26 protein-coding genes are annotated in these 19,388 nt (G+C 58.6%); all 26 read left to right on the top strand.

The genetic code is table 11. The features are described from left to right. The first annotated feature begins 26 nt into the window (after positions 1-26). The 26 genes from H8Z83_RS00230 to H8Z83_RS00105 all read left to right on the top strand — a co-directional run bounded on the left by H8Z83_RS00230 (position 27) and on the right by H8Z83_RS00105 (position 19,388). Positions 27-758, top strand: a complete 732-nt coding sequence (locus H8Z83_RS00230) for a hypothetical protein (protein ID WP_187013194.1) — start codon at positions 27-29, stop codon at positions 756-758. Further along, positions 755-1,309 (top strand): replicative helicase loader/inhibitor, encoded by a 555-nt coding sequence (locus H8Z83_RS00225; RefSeq protein ID WP_187013193.1) that lies wholly within the window; start codon positions 755-757, stop codon positions 1,307-1,309. The genes H8Z83_RS00230 and H8Z83_RS00225 overlap by 4 nt, the downstream gene beginning before the upstream one ends. Continuing rightward, positions 1,306-1,923: a cell wall hydrolase gene (locus H8Z83_RS00220; RefSeq protein WP_187013192.1), complete on the top strand. Its 618-nt coding sequence runs from the start codon at positions 1,306-1,308 to the stop codon at positions 1,921-1,923. Before H8Z83_RS00225 ends, H8Z83_RS00220 begins: the two co-directional genes overlap by 4 nt. A gap of 5 nt (positions 1,924-1,928) precedes the next feature. Next, a complete protein-coding gene (locus H8Z83_RS00215; RefSeq protein WP_118358636.1) occupies positions 1,929-2,111 on the top strand; it encodes a hypothetical protein in 183 nt (60 codons plus the stop codon). Then, the gene (locus tag H8Z83_RS00210) at positions 2,108-2,620 is read left to right on the top strand and encodes a Holliday junction resolvase RecU (RefSeq protein ID WP_187013191.1); all 513 of its coding nucleotides are present in this window, start codon (positions 2,108-2,110) and stop codon (positions 2,618-2,620) included. Before H8Z83_RS00215 ends, H8Z83_RS00210 begins: the two co-directional genes overlap by 4 nt. Before the next feature lie 19 nt (positions 2,621-2,639). Continuing rightward, positions 2,640-3,323 carry a DNA translocase FtsK gene (locus tag H8Z83_RS20030; protein WP_301332339.1) on the top strand — a complete coding sequence of 228 codons (684 nt, stop codon included), beginning with the start codon at positions 2,640-2,642 and terminating at the stop codon, positions 3,321-3,323. Between the two features lie 8 nt (positions 3,324-3,331). Continuing rightward, positions 3,332-3,553 (top strand): hypothetical protein, encoded by a 222-nt coding sequence (locus tag H8Z83_RS00200; RefSeq protein WP_187013189.1) that lies wholly within the window; start codon positions 3,332-3,334, stop codon positions 3,551-3,553. A 3-nt stretch (positions 3,554-3,556) separates the two neighbouring features. Continuing rightward, the gene (locus H8Z83_RS00195) at positions 3,557-4,414 is read left to right on the top strand and encodes an N-6 DNA methylase (RefSeq protein ID WP_187013188.1); all 858 of its coding nucleotides are present in this window, start codon (positions 3,557-3,559) and stop codon (positions 4,412-4,414) included. A 14-nt stretch (positions 4,415-4,428) separates the two neighbouring features. Then, positions 4,429-5,613: a hypothetical protein gene (locus tag H8Z83_RS00190; RefSeq protein ID WP_187013187.1), complete on the top strand. Its 1,185-nt coding sequence runs from the start codon at positions 4,429-4,431 to the stop codon at positions 5,611-5,613. A 50-nt stretch (positions 5,614-5,663) separates the two neighbouring features. After that, positions 5,664-7,037, top strand: coding sequence for a ParB/RepB/Spo0J family partition protein (locus H8Z83_RS00185; protein WP_187013186.1), 1,374 nt, complete (start codon positions 5,664-5,666; stop codon positions 7,035-7,037). Further along, complete coding sequence (locus H8Z83_RS00180) at positions 7,034-7,303, top strand: hypothetical protein (RefSeq protein ID WP_187013185.1); 270 nt, start codon at positions 7,034-7,036, stop codon at positions 7,301-7,303. The genes H8Z83_RS00185 and H8Z83_RS00180 overlap by 4 nt, the downstream gene beginning before the upstream one ends. Beyond that, positions 7,296-7,715 carry a DUF551 domain-containing protein gene (locus H8Z83_RS00175; protein WP_187013184.1) on the top strand — a complete coding sequence of 140 codons (420 nt, stop codon included), beginning with the start codon at positions 7,296-7,298 and terminating at the stop codon, positions 7,713-7,715. The genes H8Z83_RS00180 and H8Z83_RS00175 overlap by 8 nt, the downstream gene beginning before the upstream one ends. Then, positions 7,708-8,112, top strand: coding sequence for a hypothetical protein (locus H8Z83_RS00170; RefSeq protein WP_187013183.1), 405 nt, complete (start codon positions 7,708-7,710; stop codon positions 8,110-8,112). Before H8Z83_RS00175 ends, H8Z83_RS00170 begins: the two co-directional genes overlap by 8 nt. Positions 8,113-8,124: 12 nt before the next feature. After that, entirely contained in the window at positions 8,125-8,826 is a 702-nt protein-coding gene (locus tag H8Z83_RS00165) for a hypothetical protein (protein ID WP_187013182.1), read from the top strand. Further along, positions 8,823-9,011 carry a hypothetical protein gene (locus H8Z83_RS00160; protein ID WP_187013181.1) on the top strand — a complete coding sequence of 63 codons (189 nt, stop codon included), beginning with the start codon at positions 8,823-8,825 and terminating at the stop codon, positions 9,009-9,011. Before H8Z83_RS00165 ends, H8Z83_RS00160 begins: the two co-directional genes overlap by 4 nt. An 85-nt stretch (positions 9,012-9,096) precedes the next feature. Then, positions 9,097-9,426, top strand: a complete 330-nt coding sequence (locus tag H8Z83_RS00155) for a hypothetical protein (RefSeq protein WP_147356518.1) — start codon at positions 9,097-9,099, stop codon at positions 9,424-9,426. Between the two features lie 230 nt (positions 9,427-9,656). Then, positions 9,657-11,039, top strand: coding sequence for a sodium:solute symporter family protein (locus H8Z83_RS00150; protein WP_118358612.1), 1,383 nt, complete (start codon positions 9,657-9,659; stop codon positions 11,037-11,039). Further along, positions 11,036-11,818 (top strand): phosphoadenosine phosphosulfate reductase domain-containing protein, encoded by a 783-nt coding sequence (locus tag H8Z83_RS00145; RefSeq protein WP_187013180.1) that lies wholly within the window; start codon positions 11,036-11,038, stop codon positions 11,816-11,818. The genes H8Z83_RS00150 and H8Z83_RS00145 overlap by 4 nt, the downstream gene beginning before the upstream one ends. Further along, entirely contained in the window at positions 11,815-12,420 is a 606-nt protein-coding gene (locus H8Z83_RS00140; protein WP_118358608.1) for a ParB/Srx family N-terminal domain-containing protein, read from the top strand. The genes H8Z83_RS00145 and H8Z83_RS00140 overlap by 4 nt, the downstream gene beginning before the upstream one ends. Further along, positions 12,411-13,565, top strand: a complete 1,155-nt coding sequence (locus H8Z83_RS00135; protein WP_055270156.1) for a phosphoadenosine phosphosulfate reductase domain-containing protein — start codon at positions 12,411-12,413, stop codon at positions 13,563-13,565. Before H8Z83_RS00140 ends, H8Z83_RS00135 begins: the two co-directional genes overlap by 10 nt. Further along, the gene (locus H8Z83_RS00130) at positions 13,558-14,082 is read left to right on the top strand and encodes an IbrB-like domain-containing protein (protein ID WP_055270154.1); all 525 of its coding nucleotides are present in this window, start codon (positions 13,558-13,560) and stop codon (positions 14,080-14,082) included. The genes H8Z83_RS00135 and H8Z83_RS00130 overlap by 8 nt, the downstream gene beginning before the upstream one ends. 572 nt (positions 14,083-14,654) lie before the next feature. Continuing rightward, the gene (locus H8Z83_RS00125) at positions 14,655-15,224 is read left to right on the top strand and encodes a hypothetical protein (protein WP_187013179.1); all 570 of its coding nucleotides are present in this window, start codon (positions 14,655-14,657) and stop codon (positions 15,222-15,224) included. Further along, positions 15,214-17,172 carry a phage terminase large subunit family protein gene (locus H8Z83_RS00120; RefSeq protein WP_187013178.1) on the top strand — a complete coding sequence of 653 codons (1,959 nt, stop codon included), beginning with the start codon at positions 15,214-15,216 and terminating at the stop codon, positions 17,170-17,172. Before H8Z83_RS00125 ends, H8Z83_RS00120 begins: the two co-directional genes overlap by 11 nt. 10 nt (positions 17,173-17,182) lie before the next feature. Next, positions 17,183-17,437, top strand: coding sequence for a DUF6148 family protein (locus H8Z83_RS00115; protein WP_118358604.1), 255 nt, complete (start codon positions 17,183-17,185; stop codon positions 17,435-17,437). A gap of 135 nt (positions 17,438-17,572) precedes the next feature. After that, positions 17,573-19,198, top strand: coding sequence for a phage portal protein (locus H8Z83_RS00110; RefSeq protein ID WP_187013177.1), 1,626 nt, complete (start codon positions 17,573-17,575; stop codon positions 19,196-19,198). After that, entirely contained in the window at positions 19,188-19,388 is a 201-nt protein-coding gene (locus H8Z83_RS00105) for a hypothetical protein (protein WP_118729363.1), read from the top strand. The genes H8Z83_RS00110 and H8Z83_RS00105 overlap by 11 nt, the downstream gene beginning before the upstream one ends.

Genomic DNA, 19,388 nt, shown 5'->3' with positions numbered 1-19,388 from the left:
ACAGCCCACCGAAGGAGGTGAACACTATGGCGAGCTATCGGAATATCAGCATGGACTTTTGGACGGACAGCAAGGTCGTCGATGACTTTACGCCCGAGGATCGGTACATCTATCTCTACTGCATGACCAATCCGCACACCAATCTCTGCGGCTGTTACGAGGTCAGCATCAAGCAAATTGCCAACGAGACAGGGTACAACAACGATTCCGTGGAGCGCCTGCTGAAACGCCTGGATAGCGCGCACAATGTCATTCGGTACAGCGCGCAGACCAAGGAGCTGCTGATCCTTAACTGGTGTCGATACAACTGGTCGACGTCCGAAAAGCTCAACAAGCCGCTGCTGGGCGAGATTCGCAAGGTCAAGAACGATCGTTTCCGCGAGTACCTGGCAGCGCGCTACAACGAGCGCTCTACCGTAACGGCGCAGTATAACGCTGCAGAAGATGGCCACCCCGAGGTCCCCCGCCATAAGCACGGCGCGCATGGATGGGTGCGGCTCACCGAAGAGGAATACGCCCGGCTGATCGACGACCTCGGCGAAGAAGAGTTGACGCGCTGCATCGACTACATAGACGAGTCCGCTCAAATGCACGGCAACAAGAACAAGTGGCGCGACTGGAATCTTGTCATTCGGAAGTGCAGCCGTGAACGCTGGGGCATCCGTGCCGGCAACGGCAGCCGATCGAGCACCAGCGGGAGCGCTATGGACGACCTGCAGCAGCTCCACCAGATGTACGCCAGCGAGGAAAGCCTATGACGCACAAGGAAATGAGCGAGATATTCGCCGTGATGCTCCTTGCCTATCCGAATGCAGAGGTTTTCAAGGGCGGCATCGCAAAGCTCGGCCCTACCATCAATCTGTGGGTGACCTGCTTGCCGGAGATCGACTTCTGGACGGGGCAGCAGGCTGTTGTAAAGTTGGTGCGCGAGTGTAAATTCCCGCCGACTATCGCAGAATTCAAGGAAAAAGCCGAAAAGGTGCAGGCCGAAGTGAGGGCGCGGATTGATCAGGCGTGGAATTACCTCAAGCTCGATATGGACTTTGGGAAAACACCAGAGGAGGCTGTGGCAAGATTGTCGGAGGGAACGGATATCAGGCGCGTCATTGAGACTATGGGTGGCCCCTCTCGGTTGATTGCAACAGGAGAGCGCACCTTTGGCGACGGCACCGTAAAGACATACGAGTATTACAACTACGACGGTTTCAAGTCCGCATATGAAACGATCATCCGGCAGACAAGCGCGCTCAACAGCGGGCCGCGCAAAGCGGTCGGGCCGGGCATGAAGCAGATAGGAGGGAAAACATGAAACGAAGAAGAAAAAGGAGGGCTTCGCCGGCGCCGCTTATCTGCCTGCTCGCAGTTTTAGCCTGCATCGTGGCTCTCCGCATCAGTGTCAGCGAGGAAACCGCAGCGTCAGCACAAATGACCGGCAAGTTAGAAAAACCAGCAACGACAGCACCTGTCCGGCTTTTAGAAGTAGAAATGGCCGAGGCTGAGCAAGTTACCAGGGCCGAAGATCGTCCCGCCCGTGCAGCTCGGTATGTCAACATCGAAATGACTGACGAGGAGCTGGCAGAACTGGCTGCGGTCGTATTCCTCGAAGCCGGCAATCAGCGCGCCGAGGGGCAGCAGGCCGTTGTCGAAGTCGTTTTCAACCGCGTGCTACACTCCGCTTTCCCGGACTCAGTACACGATGTGCTGCACCAAGGAGAAGACGGCGATGTTCCCCAGTTCTCCACCATCTACGCGGTCAGCACCGCGACGCCGACGCAAGCGCAGTATGACGCCATCAACGGCGCTCTGTATGGAGATACGATCCTTGACGCCGACGTGGTTTTCTTCTCCCGCAATGGAGAGAACGACCGCGTATGGGGGCAGATCGGAGATCACGTCTTCTGCCGCGAATACATCTGGAGGTAACGAGCATGACGCGAAAGAGATTTCGGCAAGCCTGCGGCATCATCGCCGCGCTCGGCTTTCTCCTGGTCCTCGGAACTGCCGGCGCCAGCGATTGCGACCTTATCCCCATGAGCCAGATACTCCGGCAAGGTTGCATCGGGCTGGGAATGTTCGCCGGTGGGCTATGGTTGGGAGGGTATCTCTCATGACTGTGAAGAAAGACCCGAAGCGCCAGCTGCTCGGCAAGATCGCAAAAGCCCGCGGCAAGCAGTTTGAGAGCCGCATCGACGATTCCTTTGCCTACTACGCACAGAAAGGCTATGCGATCATCGAAAAGACGCCGGAGCCGATGCACCCCACGAAAAATCTCGGCAATGGCAAGTTCATCGCCTACTACGAAAAGCAGGCACAGCCGGACTATAAAGGCACCATCAAGGGCGGTAGGACGGTCATGTTCGAGGCGAAATTCACCGCCGCCGACCGAATGGAGCAGAGCCGCGTCCTCCAGAGCCAGCAGGACTATATGGACAGGCATCAGGCGCTCGGCGCTCGCTGCTTTGTCATCGCCGGTTTCAGTTCCGGCATGGTCTATTGCGTCCCCTGGGACATCTGGAAGACCATGAAAGACCACTTCGGCCGCAAGTATGTGACGGAGGCCGACTTGGAGAAATATCAAGTGCAGACGGCGTGGAATGGCACGCTGCTCCTGCTCAACTGAATTGAAAGGAGTTACCACCATGAGCGAAATTTCCATGTATGAAGCCCAAAAGAAGAAGATGCAGGGCCTGTGCGATGAGCACGATCTCGTCTATCGCTTTGAAAAAGACAGATACCCCATCATCTTTACCATCAAGCCCGTACAGGGCATGGACGCACAGATTTCCATGCTGGAGAATGTCGAGGAGGTCGGCTACCGCAGCCCCGACGCCTCCATGTCCTGGATCTTCGAGGACGGCGGTCTGGACACGAAGGTAACGGGCGGCACCTTTACCATCAGCAAGACGCTCCGCACCAAGATTGAGTCCATTCTGGTGAAGATGATTACCTACTGGCAGCAGTATTTCTTTCGCGATGTGCTGGAAAAGAACGCATTGCGCAGCGGCCTCATGCCGGTCATTGACGAGGACGAGGCTGGCGATACCGACGAGGAGCCGGAGGACGAGGGGGATATGCAGGGCGAGGATGGCCCCGAGGTTGACCTGGACGACCCCGACATTCAGCGGGCCATTACCATTGTTCGGGCAGAGAATAAAGCGACTGTGGGGCTGTTGCAACGCCGTATGAGCGTTGGCTACGCAAAGGCTGCGCGTCTGATTGACGCACTGGAGGAGCTTGGTGTCGTCGGTCCGTATAACGGATCCGACGGCCGCGAGGTCCTCCCCACCGACGAGCCTGACGATACGGAAGGCGGTGAAGATTGATGCCGACCGTGAATGCAAATAAGCATACCGCACACGACCTGCAGCTTGCCGGTCAGATGCGCCGCGAGGACTACAAGACAATCAAGCACATGGACAAGGCGACGCTTGCGGCCTACCTCAGCCGCGTGTGGAAACGCGGGTATGACGCCGGGTATCAAGCCGCCGTTAAGTCGGTCGCACCTCAGCTGCGCGAAGCCGCAGAGCTGAAAGCGGCGGGCAAGGAGGGCTAAGTCATGGGAAACGCCCTGCGGCACGTCAGAGGGGAAAGTCAGAAGAATATTGTCCGCTTCATAGAAGGGCTGAGCGGGAAGTATTCCCGCTGGGACATCTGGCAGGACTTCATCATCATGTCGGCCACCGCAATCGCCAACACGATGGGAGGTCCGCAGGTCAAGGCCAGGGAAGAAATGTACCGCAGCCGCGCAGAGAAGTATTCCGCCAAGGAGCTGGAAGTCTTTGCAGATATGTTGCTTGAGCTCGTAGCCGAGCTGGAGCGCGATCCCGAGCAGGACTTCCTCGGTGAGCTTTTTATGGCGCTCGGCCTCGGAAATGAATGGAAAGGACAGTTCTTCACTCCATACAGTGTCTGCAGGGCGATGTCCGCGATGTCCTATGCGCCTGACATGACGGCGCGGATAGAAAAGCAGGGCTGGATATCCGTGAACGACCCCGCCTGCGGAGCCGGTGCGCTGCTGGTTGCATTCGCCAACGAGTGCAGGAGACAGCATATCAACTACCAGACCTCGGTGTTGTTTGTGGCACAGGACATAGATTTCCTCGCCGGGTGTATGTGTTACATCCAACTGAGCTTGCTCGGCTGCCCTGGCTATGTTGTCATTGACGACTCGCTCCTGCGCCCGTCCGTCAGCTACGACACCCGCGGTCTGCTGCCAAAGGACGGCCCGCAGGTCTGGTACACGCCGATGTATTTCCGCGATGTCTGGCACTACCGCCGCATCGGGGCGCAAATGGATCTCCTGTTTCGGAACGCGGCAGAGCAGGTACCGGCAGAGCCGCCGACGCCTGCCGCGCCGCCGGAACAATCTCAACCGCTGGCGGAAACGAAAACCGGCCAGCTCACTCTATTTTGATGGGAGGGAATGGAATGCGGCAGCCGCCGCCTCTCGGGAGCCGGACATGGAAGCCCGAGGAAGAAGATTATTTGATGGAAAAGTGGGGGCAGATTTCTGTTCCGGCCATCGCAAAGAAACTCAATCGCACCACAAACGCCGTCAAGGTCAGAGCTCAGCGTCTGGGTTTAGGCGCGGTATTGATGGCCGGCGAGTATGTCACTCTAAATCAACTCCTGCTGGCGGTGAACGGAGAAAGCAGCTCCTACGGCTACAAGATGAAAAGCTGGGTCGAAAATCGCGGCTTGCCCGTCCACACGAAAAAGGTCAACCGCTGCAGCTTTCGTGTGGTCTACATTGAGGAGTTCTGGGAGTGGGCCGAGCGATACCGCAGCTTCATCGACTTTTCCAAGATGGAGCCGTTGGCGCTCGGTGAGGAGCCGGGCTGGGTAGCCGAGCAGCGCAAGAAAGACTTTGAGGCCTATGCCATTCAGAGGAAAGACCCGTGGGGAGAGGACGAGGACTCTCGGCTGAAGATGCTACTCAGTAAGCACAGGTACTCATGGGCGGAAATTTCCGAGATGATGCATCGTTCTCACGGTGCGATCGCGCGCCGTTGCCGTGACCTCGGCATCAAGGATCGCCCTGTTTCGATGGAGCTGACCGGCAAGCGTGGCACATGGACCAGCGAGGATTTTGAAATACTGGCAGACGGCATCCGACACGGCGACAGCTACGCTGCCATAGGCAAGGCGGTCGGCCGTTCCGAAAAGTGCGTCCGATCCAAGGTCTACAACGATTATCTGACCGAGAACGCCGACAAGGTGCGGGAAATGCTCGGTGATGGCTCGTGGGGGCACGGTGCGCCGGAAATGGACGTCCGTCATGGCTTCTATATCTCCCGCACCTGCCATCAGGTCAGGCGCGACCTATCCGCGCTGGCAACGGTCCTTCGTAAGCGCATGAACGATCTCGGCTATGATCCTTACTGGCAGCGGTTTATGTGCATGAATTGGGACGACATTGGCGGATGCTCCGCAGGGTGTACGGATTGCGACAGCTGCACAGCATTCCGGCGTATTCAGCCTCAGTATTGCGCACGGTGCGGCGGCACCTTCTACGAGCGCAAGGAAAACCGCTTCTGCGCGGCCTGCCGCACCGCGAGGAAGAAGCAGGCCCAGCGGCACTGGTGCCGCGTGAACGGCATGAGCCGAAAATAATAAACTGTCCCAGCCGAGGGGCAAAGCTCGGCATAAGAAAGGAGCATTTTATGGCAGAAATCAAGTACATTCCGGTTAAAAAGCTGTGGCAGCACCCTGATAACCCCCGCAAAGATTTGGGCGATGTGACCGAGCTGGCCGAGAGCATCAAGGTCAACGGCGTACTCCAAAACCTCACCGTTGTTCCGCTGATCGGGGAAATCACAAAGAAGTGGGACGGAGAAAGCTACCGCGTCATCATCGGCCACCGCCGTCTTGCGGCCGCAAAGCTGGCTGGTTTGGAGGAGCTTCCCTGCGTCGTGGTCGAGATGTCGGAGCGGGAGCAGCTGAGTACGATGCTCACGGAGAATATGCAGCGGTCCGATCTGACGGTCTATGAGCAGGCGCAGGGCTTCCAGATGATGCTTGACATGGGCGATACCGTCGAGGACATCGCGGAAAAGTCCGGCTTTTCCGCTACCACCGTCCGGCGCCGTGTGAAGCTCCTGGAGCTGGATAAGGACAAATTCAAGAAGTCCGAGGAGCGCGGCGTCAGCCTTTTCGAGTACATGGAGCTGGACAAGCTGAAAAGCCCGGAGCGCAAGAACGAAATGCTTGATTACATCGGCACTGAGAACTTCAAGTACAAGCTGAAACAGGCCATCAATGATGAAGCTGCAGAGGCGCGTAAAGCCCTATGGGTAGAGCAGCTGAGTACCTTTGCGACGCAGATCACCGACAAGACCGGCTATAAGAGAGTCAATAGCTTCTATACCAACGGAGAAGTCAAAGTGGATCGCCCGGAGGATGCCGATACCATTGAGTATTTCTTCTTCGTCGAAACATGGGGCTATATTGTGCTGATGGTCAAGGATGAGCCTACCACCCTTACCCCGGAGGAAGAAGCGAAAGAGCGCGAGGAACAGCTGAAACAGGAGCGAAAGGACGCCGCAGTAAAGGCACTGTCCGAAGCAACCGCCCGCGCCTATGAGCTTCGCGCCGACTTCGTGGCTACCGTTTCCGCAGCCGCCATCAAAAAGCGCCTTGCGGACATCGTGGCGTTGTGGGCCTACGCCGAATACTGGGATGATACCGGCTGGCTCACCGAAGAGGAGATCGCGCAGGCTACTGGCGCCGAGACCCTTGCCGAAGATGACGAGGACGGCGAGGACGATGCCGCTTTTACGCTCCAGGCCGTGACCGACGCGATCGGCAAGACGCCCGAAAAGGCGCTCCTGCGAATGATCTATGCGCGCCTGGGTGATGGCAAATCCGAGGGCTATTTCCGCAGCTACTGGAACAGCTACACCATGAAGCACGAGGAAAACGAGAAGCTGGATCGCATCTATGCTCTGCTCGTCAAGCTGGGCTACGAGATGTCCGACGATGAAAAGGCGCTCCAGGACGGAACACATGAGCTTTTCGGGGAGGCGACCGACGAATGAGAGCATCTACCTGCAAAGGCTGCGGCGCGGCTATCGTCTGGATCAGAACACCCGGAGGGAAGTCCATGCCGTGTGACGCCACCCCGCGCTATTACATCGAAAAGCCCCGCTCCGGCAGTAAAAAGATCGTCACGCCTAACGGCGAGGTCATTTCCTGTGAGTACACGGAAGATCCGCACAAGGCCACCGGCACCGGCTTCGCTCCCCACTGGGGGAGCTGCCGGGCGGCGGGCAGCTTCAAGTCGAGGGAGGAACGCAATGGATAAGCTGACATGGTATGACGAGGATGGGCGGCTTTACTGCCGCCGTGGGTATGAGGTCGCGCTGGCGCGGCTGGCTTCTTACGAAGCAACAGAGTTGATGCCGGACGAAATCGTAAAGATGGGGATGATGTTCGAGGATAGCAAGCGCTATTCCGGCCGGCTCGAATTGAAGCTGAATGCTGCGGCAAAACGGATGCCCAAATGGGTATCTGTAAAAGAGAGGTTACCGGAAGATCGTAGCGATGTCCTCGTTGTCGCGTATTGGCACGAAAGATGGGGCGTCTATATGGGCTGGTGCGCTACCGAAAGGGCGAAATGGAGTGTCCATATCGGCATTGGGGATAGAGACGATGTCGCAGTCACCTATTGGATGCCTCTCCCGGAGCCGCCGAAGGAGGACGACAGAAATGATTGATACCGGGGATGTCACGATGTTCTGCCATTGGAACAAAAGACTGGTCTGCAAAAAGGACTTTTACTGCGACACCTGCAAACATCAGCTCGCCGCCGACGATAAAGAGAACGGCAAAGCCGAGCCTGTGCAGCTGCGGTGGACTGAGGATTATGACGGAGGCAGAGTTCCCGAATGCCCCTCCTGTGGGAATATGCCGTACAGTTTGGAGCGGTGCATCTTCTGCGGTCAAAGATTTCTGCCCGATGCGCTCACAAAGGAGTGGAGCAAGCCGCCGGAGGAAGTACGCATGGATTGTCCCTCCTGCGGCGGGGAGAATACGCTGGTCGGCGCCAGAGCACGCAGCAACGGACACTTTCACGGTCGATGCACAGCCTGCGGTTGTGTGGTGATGGAATGAAAAGGAGCTTCTATGGAACGATTTGAAAACCTGCTCGATTTTATCAATGAGCTGAACGAGAACGGGCGCATTCCGTACGACGATTACAGTCGCCTTTTTGACTTGGTGCAGGAGTTCGCAGGAGCGGAGGAAGCAATCAACGCCGCCGCGACCGATATTGCCGCCCTGCTGTGGCTGAACGGCAACTGCGAATATTGTGAGCACGGAGAGAAAGAGGAGTTCAGCGGCGCGAACAGATGGCATTGCCGTCTCGGAAACGGCATAGACTGCCGCCCTGTGTGGCGCGGCGCTGCAACGAAGGCCTCCCTGCCGGAGATACACAAGGCAGAGCCGACTTCGCTTCGTGCAAAGCCCAGCCGCGCGGAGACTATGTTCGGGCCGAAAGAGACATGGGCTATCCCTGATAGAGCGGAAGCCGAGGAGACCACGCCGAAGACATACAAGGGATTTCTGCTTATTCGGTGCGCACAATGCGGCGAGCTGCGCGGCTTTTGTGCAAAACAGCCTATCTCGTCCTATCGGTGCGCAACCTGCAACGGAGAGACGCCGCTGCACGATCTCACGTCGGCGCACATCCGCTGCAAGTGTGGAAAGCACTTCAAATACCGGACGAATTTCGAGGAGGACTTCTTCACCTACAGCTGCCTTTCCTGCGGCGCGCCGGTCGATCTGGCCTATAACAAGAAAGCTCGCACCTATCAGACGGTGCGATGATGCTCATTATCACCGTTCACGTCAATGCTCCGGCAGGACAGGCCATTGGCATAAAGGAGCAGATTGCTCAGGATTTGGAGCGATACGGAGATACCCGTGTGGTGTCGGTAGAGGTAGTGCAGCCAACATACCGGCAAATGCAGATTGGAGAGACTGTCAGCCAGCAGGGCGGCAAGAGGAAGTAAGAACAGATTGGGGTGAGCTATTACGACGCTTTCGGAATTGAATCAGCATTTTGAGCTGATAGAGAAACTGGCAAGGGCAAGGGAGATGCTACAGTCCTTGCGTGACGCGGCTTGCCCCGGCGCGGCTGCCCTCACAGGTATGCCGCATACTCCCGGCATAAAGGATAAGGTCGGCGACCTCGCAGCTGAGATTGTGGATATGGATGCGCGTGTCGGATTTCTGGAGGAAGAGGTCAAGGCCAGCGAGGGGCAGATCATGCCGTTCATTCAAGGCATCGACGATGACCAGACGCGCCTGATCTTCCGGCTGCGCTTCCTGAGAGGACTCGCATGGAAAGAGGTCGCAGCGGTCATAGGAGGCCGCAATTCGGAGGATTCGGTAAAGATGGTGTGTTACCGCTACCTCGGCAGTTAAAAGCTGTTCTTCGCTGTTGCAACTCGTTTCTTGATATTCCCCGCACCATGTATTAGGATTAGACTCGTAAAATCCTACATAAGCCAGGCGGCCATCCCTCGCGGGGTGGCCGTCATTCGTATGGGAAGGAGGTTGAGGCCTGCGCGTTACTCCTTGCGCGCTGGTCATGCACCGGGTCCGATGTTCGCCAGCAGAGGGCAGCGGTGACATCATAAAAGGAGATTTCCAAAATGTTCGGAATTGTCATTCTGGCCGTCTATGCGGTGCTAATGATCGGCGTCACGCTGATGTTCACCCGAAAGACGACCGACGCAGAGGGCTTCCATGTGGCGGACCGGCGCATCGGCTCGGTGATTGCCGCCATGAGCATCGCCGCCACTTGGATTTGGGCTCCCTCACTGTTCACTTCCTCGGAGATGGCCTATACTCGCGGCATCCCGGGGATGTTCTGGTTTACGGTACCGAATGTGCTGTGCCTGATCCTGTTTATCCCCTTTGCAAAAAGGATTCGGGCGCAGTACCCGGAGGGCATCACCTTGACCGGCTACATGGCGGAGCGCTATCACTCCGGCAAGGTCAAGGGCGTCTACTCCTTCCAACTCGGCGCGCTGGCCGTTCTTTCAACGGCAGTGCAGCTGCTCGCTGGGGGAAAGACGCTGGCCCTCATTACGGGACTGCCATTCTGGAGCATGACGCTCGCCCTGGCAGCTATCGCATATTCCTACTCCCGCTTCTCTGGGCTGAAAGCCTCCATCATCACTGATGTCGTCCAGCTGGGCATTATTCTCATGGGTGGCGCTCTGCTGGTCGTTCTGAGCCTTCGCATGACCGGCGGCTTTGACACGGTACGGGCAGGGCTCGGTGCTGTCTCTGGAGAATATACTTCGCTCACCTCCTCCACGGGCATTGAGGTCCTGCTTGGCTACGGTCTGCCGATGGCTGTCGGTCTGATCTCCGGCCCATTCGGGGATCAGTGCTTCTGGCAGCGAGCTTTCGCAATCAGGCGCGACCGCATCGGCAGATCGTTTTTTGCCGGTGCGCTTTTGTTTGCGCTCGTTCCGATCTGCATGGGAACGGTGGGCTTCCTTGCCGCTGGATCCGGCTTTGTGGCCAGCGACACCGGCATGGTCAACTTTGAATTCGTCTCCTCGCTGCTTCCGACATGGGTGCTGGTCCCGTTTCTGTTTATGATTATCTCCGGCCTGCTCTCCACAGTGGATAGCAACCTTTGCGCGGCAGCGTCGCTCACGACAGACTGGCTCGGCATTGGGAAGGACACGGTGCAGACTTCGCGCCGCACCATGCTTTGCCTGCTGATCGTGGCTATCGCCATCGCCAACATTCCCGGCCTGACGGTGACATACCTATTCCTGTTCTACGGAACGCTCCGCGCTTCGACGCTGCTGCCGACGGTCATGACGCTGCTCGGCAAGAAGCTGACGGGCAAGGGCGTTTTTGCTGGTGTGCTGACCGCGCTGTGTGTCGGGCTTCCGATCTTCGCCTACGGCAATCTCGCCGGCATTCCGGCTGTGAAAGCGGCAGGCAGTCTGACGACCGTCCTGTCCAGCGGCCTTGTCGCCGTTATCGCCTCAAGAAAGGCGGTGAAGGCATGAGCCTCGGGAGGAAGCAGAGCATCGACAACAGCGCATGGCTGGAAGCCGTTGCAACAATCGAGGACGCCGTTTCCCGTGAGGAGCTGGACGCTTTGACCGCCGCGGCTGTTGCTGACATCAAAGCCCATACAGAGGGTAAGGCTGCGGCCTATGCGTGGAGCGCAGGTAAGGACAGTATTGTCCTTGGCAAACTGTGCGAAGCGGCTGGCGTCACTGACTGCATGATCGGCGTGTGCGACCTGGAATACCCCGCCTTTGCCGCGTGGATCGAGGAGCATAAGCCGGCAGGCTGCGAAGTCATCAACACGCATCAAGATATCGACTGGCTGGCGAAGCATCAAGAGATGCTTTTCCCCAAGGACTCCGCCGCGGCCGGACGATGGTTTTCTATCGTGCAGCACCGAGCGCAGCGTGAATACTTCAAGGCGCACGAGCTGGACGTCATCATTCTCGGCCGTCGCCGTGCGGACGGCAATTATGTCGGTCGCAACAGCAATATCTATACCGATGGCAAAGGTGTTACGCGATTCAGCCCGCTCGCTGCGTGGAAGCATGAGCACATCCTTGCCTATATTCACTACCATCAGCTCCCGCTTCCGCCGATCTACGGCTGGAAGAACGGATATCTGTGCGGCACTCACCCGTGGCCCGCCCGCCAATGGACGGGCAGCATCGAGAACGGCTGGCGCGAGGTCTACGATATCGACCCCAGCATCGTCCTTGCGGCGGCTGAAAAGATTGACAGCGCTCGCGCCTTCTTGAAGGGGGTGCAGGCATGAAGGTCATAAAGAAGCCTCTGACCGAGCTGCGGCGACCGGATCGGAATGTCCGAATGCACACCGACAAGCAGCTGAAGGAGTTCCGACGCTCTGTCGAAATGTTCGGTCAGATCCGCCCCATCGTGGTCGACGAGGACGGCGTTATTCTCGCCGGCAACGGCTTGTATGAAACGTTGCTGTCCCTCGGCCGCACAGAGGCGGACTGCTATGTCGTGTCTGGACTGACTGAGGCGGAGAAGAAAAAGCTCATGCTGGCCGATAACCGCGTCTTTGACCTGGGCGTTGACGATCTGGCCGCGCTGGACGCTTTTATCCTCGACCTGAAAGATGACCTGGACATTCCCGGCTACGAAGAGGATCTTCTCCGTGCGATGGTGATGGAGGCTGACGAAGCCAGCGACGCCCTGCTTGAGTACGGCACCATTGAGCCGGAGCAGGCTGCGGCCATCACCGAGACGCGCGAGAAATACGCCGCCCGGGAAGAAGCTGCTGCGGCGCAGGCTGAGGAAGTCGCACCCGTGCAGAGCGGCGCGGCGTCTTCCACCGAGCCCGCCAAGAGGTTTATCCTCTGCCCGAAATGTGGTGAGCGGATATGGCTGTAAAGCGCATCAGCTCAGACATCGACGTTGTGACTGCGGCGCGCCAGCGGATCAAGAATGTATTTTCCAATGGCGTCCCCGTATACCTCTCATTTTCCGGCGGCAAGGACAGTATCGTTCTTGCCGACCTGACCTATAAGCTGATCCAGGCCGGAGAGATCAATCCCTCGCAATTGACCGTCCTTTTCGTGGACGAGGAGGCAATCTTCGATTCCATTGAAGCGACGACCAAGGCGTGGCGAAAGAAGTTCCTGCTTGCCGGCGCCAAGTTTCAATGGTGGTGCATCGAGGTCAAGCATTTCAGCTGTCTCAATGAGCTGTCCAGCGATGAAACCTTCGTCTGCTGGGATCGGCGCAAGCGCGATGTCTGGGTGCGGCAGCCGCCGCCCTTTGCCATCCGCAATCACCCGCAGCTCCGGCCAAGGATCGACAACTATCAATCCTTCCTGCCCCGCGTGACGATGGACGGCATTATGATCACCGGCGTCCGCGCGGCAGAGTCCATTCAGCGGCTCCAATACATGGCGGCTCTGAATATGGGCGCAAAGGGCATCACCGGCACGAACACCATCTATCCCATCTACGACTGGAAGACGGCGGATGTCTGGCTGTACCTGCGAGATCAGCGCATCGAAGTCCCCGAGGTCTACCTGCAGATGTATCAGGTCGGCGTCAATCGGAATCAGCTGCGCGTGTCGCAGTTCTTCTCCGTTGATACCGTACCCGTGCTGGTACACCTGGGCGAATATGACCCATCGCTCATGGAGCGTGTCCTCCGGCGTGAGCCGAACGCCTACCTTGCCATGCTGTACTGGGACAGCGAAATGTTCCACCGCACCACAAGGAAGCGCCGGGAGCTGGAGGGCGAGGACACCAAGGACTACCGTGCGCTCCTGAAGGAGATGCTGTTCGTCCGCCCGGGAGACTTCTTCAATACGGAGCATAAGCGCAAGATCGCCAAGCAGTACCGCAAGATGTTCATTCAGATGGACGGAATGGCGCGGCCGCGCGACTACAAGAAAATGTACGGCGGTCTGACTGCTGGAGATCCCAAGCTCCGCACCCTGCGCGCCATCTATCAGGACATATCCTGCGCCTACGCTGATTACGCCAAGCGCTTCCGGAAGGGAGGTGAGGCAAATGGCTGACGCGGATCTGTTCGCCCCGTTATCCTCCCTGCAATGGGTAGACCGGGAGCAGCTCAAGCCCAATGACTACAACCCCAACAAGGTCAACCGTGAGAATCTGAAACTGCTGGTGCAATCGATCATGACCAATGGCTGGACGCTTCCCATCGTTGTGCGTCCCGACTACACCATCATCGACGGCTTTCACCGCTGGACCGTGGCCGGAGAGGAGCCGCTGCACACCATGCTCAAAGGCAAGGTGCCGGTGGTAATCGTGCGGCATGATGACGCGACCGAGGATATTTACGGCACCGTCACACACAACCGCGCTCGCGGTACACATCTGCTTGAGCCGATGAAAGCCATCGTAAAGCGGCTGCTGGACGAGGGCAAGTCCGTTCAGGAGATCGGCAAACAGCTCGGAATGAAACCCGAAGAAGTATTCCGGCTCTCTGATTTCTCGCGTGATGACTTCCTCGGCATGATGACCAAGGGCGTTAAGGGGTATAGCCATGCGGAATTGCTGACGAAGTTATAACACAATACCACAGCCAGGCGCATACATCGCACGAGAGCGGCGTATCTGCGTCTGGCTGTGTTGCGCCCTCCCCCTCTCGGCATCGTCGCGCTGAGGGCGGGGAAATGCGTTGCAACAGGCGACGACGGCAAAAGGTACTGTGACGACCCCCGCCCCACACGCCGCGGGCTCGCCGACCCCGAAAAAAGCGTAGTTACCAAGGCAAAATTTTGGCATTTCCGTTCCGCTTTGGCGTTGCTTTTGGTGCCAAGCGCGGCACCTGTGGCGGTACCTGCCGCAATCCCTCATCGCTTTATCCGTCTTTCTCTGCGGGAATGTGGAGGAAGTCCAGATAAAGGCCTCCTATTTATATAAGACCACACGCGGGATAAGGGTCTCGCACAAAGCTGCTGGTACCGGCCTGTGTGCTCCAGTGCAATTCTGGTGAGTCCCGCATTCGGACATAAAAAAGACCCGACTGCTGCAACAGTCGGGCTTTGCGTTCCTCTGGGTACGGTAATGAACATCAATACCATATCACAATTTACGCAGACAGTCAAGCCGGCTGGACTGCGCAAGGAAGGAGGAGCGCCATGTCTGAAGCTATTGATGTCATTACCGGGGAAACAGAGGTAAGCACGACAGAGCTGGCCTGCGTCCTGGGCATCACAGGACGGCGCATTCGCCAGATGGCGGAGGACGGTCAGCTGCAAAAGGTCAGCAAGGGGCGCTTCCTCCTTGCCGATTCCGTCCAGCGGTATGTTAAGTTCCTGTCTGACGGCCCGATGGACGAAGAGGATAAGAAGCTGGAGAAGACCCGCCGCGTGGCGGAGACGACGATGAAGGCGTCCAAGGCCACCATTGCCAAGCTGGAGGCTGAGGAGCTGAAAGGCAAAATGCACCGGAGCGAGGACGTGGCCGCGATGACTACCGACTTGATCTATGCCATTCGCGGGGCGATGATGGCCCTGCCCGGCCGTCTGGCCGTGGACGTGGCCTCGGCGAACTCCCCAGCGGAGGCCGCCGAGATTATCCGCCGCGAGGTCAACAAGGCCATGCGGGAGCTCTCCAATTACCGCTATGACCCAAAGAAATACGAGGAGCGCGTCCGGGATCGGAGGGCCTGGGAAGCTGACAGTGGGCGTGATGCCGATGACGGATAAGGAAACGCGCCGGCTCATAGAGGAGAAAGAGGCCCGCGAGCGGGTAAAGAGGCTGAATGTCGTCATCGGGAAAGTCTTGGCCGGCATGAAGCCGCCGGACGACCTGACCGTGACCGAATGGGCGGAGCAGAATCGCCGCCTGTCGGCCGAGAGCGCCGCAGAGCCCGGACCGTGGCGCACCGAACGCACCCCCTATCTCCGCGAGCCGATGAATGCATGGACCGACCCAAAGATACGGCACATCGTCATGGTGGCCGCGTCCCAGGTCGGCAAGTCTGAATTTCTCAATAACTGCATCGGCTATGTGATCGACCAGGACCCCGGCTCGATCCTGTTTGTACACCCTACCACCATTGACGCAAAGGAGTATTCCAAGCTCCGCATCGCGCCGATGATCCGCGACTGCCCCACGCTGAGAAAGAAGGTCAGCGACCCCAAGAGCCGCGACAGCGGCAACACAATTCTGCAAAAGACCTACCCCGGAGGCATCCTCACGATGTGCGGCTCCACCGAGGCCCACGCTCTGGCGTCAAAGCCCATCCGCTATGTGCTGGGTGACGAGCGCGACCGCTGGGCGCTGTCCGCCGGCAACGAGGGCGACCCGTGGGATCTGGCGATGGCGCGGCAGACGACATTCTACAACGCGAAAAGCGGTGAGGTGTCCACGCCCACCGTCAAAAACGCCAGCGCCATTGAAGCCGCCTACGCGACAGGCACGATGGAGAGGTGGAAATCCCGCTGCCCTCATTGCGGCGAGTATCACGAGATCCAATGGGCGGACATCCGCTTTGAGCACGACGAGATCATCGTCGCGGGGAAAAAGACCTACAAGGTCCGCAGCGTCTGCTATGCCTGCCCCGGCTGCGGCTGCATCTCCACCGAGGCGGAAATGAAGCGCGCCCCGGCAAGATGGGAGGCGGACAACCCCGCTGCCTATGAGCAGGGCACGCGCTCGTTCTGGCTGAACGCCTTTGTCAGCCAGTGGGCGAGCTGGGAATCCATCATTCTGAAATACCTGAACGCCATCGGCAGTACCCGCAAGATGCAGGTCGTCTACAACACCTGCTTCGGCGAGCTGTGGGAGGATCGCGGAGACCTGGAGGACGAGGACAGTCTGATGGCGCGCCGGGAGGAATACCCGGCTGAGCTGCCGGAGGGCGTGCTTGTTCTGACGGCCGGTGTCGATACCCAGGACGACCGCATGGAATATGAGATCGTCGGCCACGGCCACTTTGGTGAGACATGGGGCATTGAGAAAGGCATCATCATGGGACGGCCCGACGACGATGCCGTATGGGCGCAGCTGGACGAGCTGGTATTTGACCGCGTTCTGCGCTTTGAGAACGGCGTGGGGCTGAAAATGTCAATGTCCTTTGTGGACGAGGGCGGACACTTCACGCAGGAGGTCCGTATGCAGTGCCGGGCGCGGCTGGGCAAAAAGGTGTTCTGCATCAAGGGTATGCCCGGCAGCGATAAGCCCTACACCGCGCCGCCGAAAAAGCAGAAGATCATCATCAAGCAGACGGCGGTCGGCACCTGCTGGCAATACCAGATCGGCGTTGACTCCGGCAAGGAGGTCATCATGGACAACCTGCGCGTACAGACGCCGGGCGCGAAATATTGTCACTTCCCCAAGCGGGATGACTACGGCTCCGGCTACTTCACAGGGCTGCTCTCCGAGGTCAAGGTCTACGACCCCAACAAAAAGCAGCCGTGGCAGTGGAAGAAGATCCCCGGCCACGAGCGTAACGAGGCGCTGGACTGCCGCAACTATGCGCTGGCGGCGTTCAAGGCGCTTCCTAAGAACCTGGACGAGATAGACAGGCGGCTAAAGGAGGCGGGCGGCGAACGCGCTCCTGCCCCTGTTGCAACGCCTGTCATGCCGCCTCCCGCCGCCAAGCAGAGGCCGAAGCGCAGAAGCGGAAAGAAATACTACGACGATTGGTGAGGTGTCCGATATGGATAAAGTTGAACTGCGGGCGCGGCTGGACTTCTGGCAGAGCGCCCTCTCAAAGCTGCGCGCCGCATATCTGGCTCTTGTGGACGGCGGCGTAAAAAGCTATGTCATCGACGACCGCGAGCTGACGCGCTTCGACCTGCCTGATCTGAAGGACGAGATCGAGGACGCGGAGAAGAAGGTCGATGAACTTTTAGCGGAGCTGAATGGCCGCAAGCCGAGAAAGGCTTTCGGCATCGTTCCACGCGACTGGTGACCTTTTTCGTGAGGTCACGAAAATGATACCGGCAAAGCGCCCGAAAGGGCTTTTTGCACAGGCAGTCCGGCGGAGTTTGCTCCTTTCGCCGCCGGGCGGCCTGTTTTTTATTCCGAAAACGGGAGGCGATAAGCATTGAGCAACAAGAAAGACCGCCGCCGCGCAGCCGCGCCGCAGGCGAAGGGGTACAGCGAAGCCGGGGCCAGCTTGACGCGGCGGGCGCTCAAGGGATTTGTTCCGGACAGCGGCGCTCCCAATGAGGACATCAACCGCAACAACGCCACCCTGCGGCAGAGGGCGCGAATGCTCTACATGGCCGCGCCGGTGGCTACGGCGGCGATCAATACCAACCGCACCAAGGTCATCGGGACGGGGCTGACGCTCAAAGCGTCCGTGGACCGCGAGGTGCTGGGCATCTCCCCGGAGGCGGCGAAGAAGTGGCAGCACGCGGCGGAGATGGAATTCCGGCTGTGGGCAGGGAAAAAGCAGAACTGCGACGCGCTGGGCCTGAACAACTTTGAGAGTTTGCAACAGCTCGCCTTGAAGTCGTGGCTGCTCAGCGGCGACGTGTTCGCACTGGTCAAGCGATACCCGGCAACACCGCTAAACCCCTATACCCTGCGGCTGCACATCGTGGAGGCAGACCGCGCCTGCACGCCAAGCGAATATGGCGGCGGTGTCACCATCGGCGGCTTCGTGGAGGGCAAGATCCCCGAGGGAAAGCCCGGCGCAGGCCACAAGGTCTACGACGGCGTGGAGGTGGACAGCAACGGCCGCGTGGTCGCCTATCACATCAGCAACACCTACCCGCACGAGATCACCAGCGAGCCGCAGAAGTGGCAGCGCGTTGAGGCCTACGGTGCCAAGACCGGCCTGCCGAACATTCTCCACATCATGGACAGTGAACGCCCGGACCAGTACCGCGGTGTTCCTTATCTGGCGCAGGTCATCGAGCCGCTGCTCCAGCTTCGGCGCTATACGGAGTCCGAGCTGATGGCGGCGCTGGTGCAGAGCTTCTTCACTGCATGGATCGAAACGGAGACCGACCCCTCCGATACACCCTTCAACGAGGTCGGCGCAGGAGATATTGCCGGCGTCCCCACCGAGGTCAACGCGGACGGCGGACCGATGGCGAACAACATCTCCGATGATGACAACGAGTACGAGATGGGACCGGGTACGGTGACGCACCTCGCCCCCGGGGAAAAGGTCAACTTCGGCAATCCGAACATCCCCACCGCTGGCTTTGAGACCTTTGTCAAGACGCTGTGCAAGCTGGTCGGCGCAGCCTTGGAGCTGCCCTACGATGTGCTGATCAAGGAGTTCAACAGCTCCTATTCCGCAAGCCGAGGCGCGCTGCTGGAGGCGTGGGAAGCATTCAAAATGCGCCGGAAGTGGTTTGTGGACGACTTCTGCCAGCCGGTCTATGAGATGTTCCTGGCCGAAGCGGTCGCTCTGGGGCGCATCAACGCCCCCGGCTTCTTCACGGACCCCCTTGTGCGGGAGGCATGGTGCGGTGCGCGCTGGATCGGCCCCGTGCAGGGCAGCCTTGACCCCAAGAAGGAGGCGGAAGCCGCCCTCATGCTGATCGACAACGCCATCAAGACCCATGAGCAGGTCAGCCGTGAGATGAGCGGCGGCGACTGGGAGGAGAATGTGGAGCAGCTGCAGCGAGAAAACGAGCTGCTGACACAGGCAGGAGGCAACAAGGTCACCGTTGTATCGGCATCGCCGAAAGAAGGTGACGGCGATGAAGACTAACTTCGAGCATCTGCAGAGCCTGAATGTGCGGAGCATGGCGCTCGCCATCTGGAACTATGCAAGCGACTACTGCGCCTATTGCCCGAAGAACATGGAGCGCCGCTGCAACGAGAACTGCCGCGCGGGAATCCGCGAGTGGCTGAACAGTCCCTACATTCCGTCAAGCGATATCTGGAAAGAAAAGAGGTAA

This window comes from Dysosmobacter segnis (assembly GCF_014297285.1).
GTDB classification, from domain to species: Bacteria; Bacillota; Clostridia; order Oscillospirales; family Oscillospiraceae; genus Oscillibacter; species Oscillibacter segnis.
This window is presented reverse-complemented; position numbering and strand designations above follow the sequence as displayed.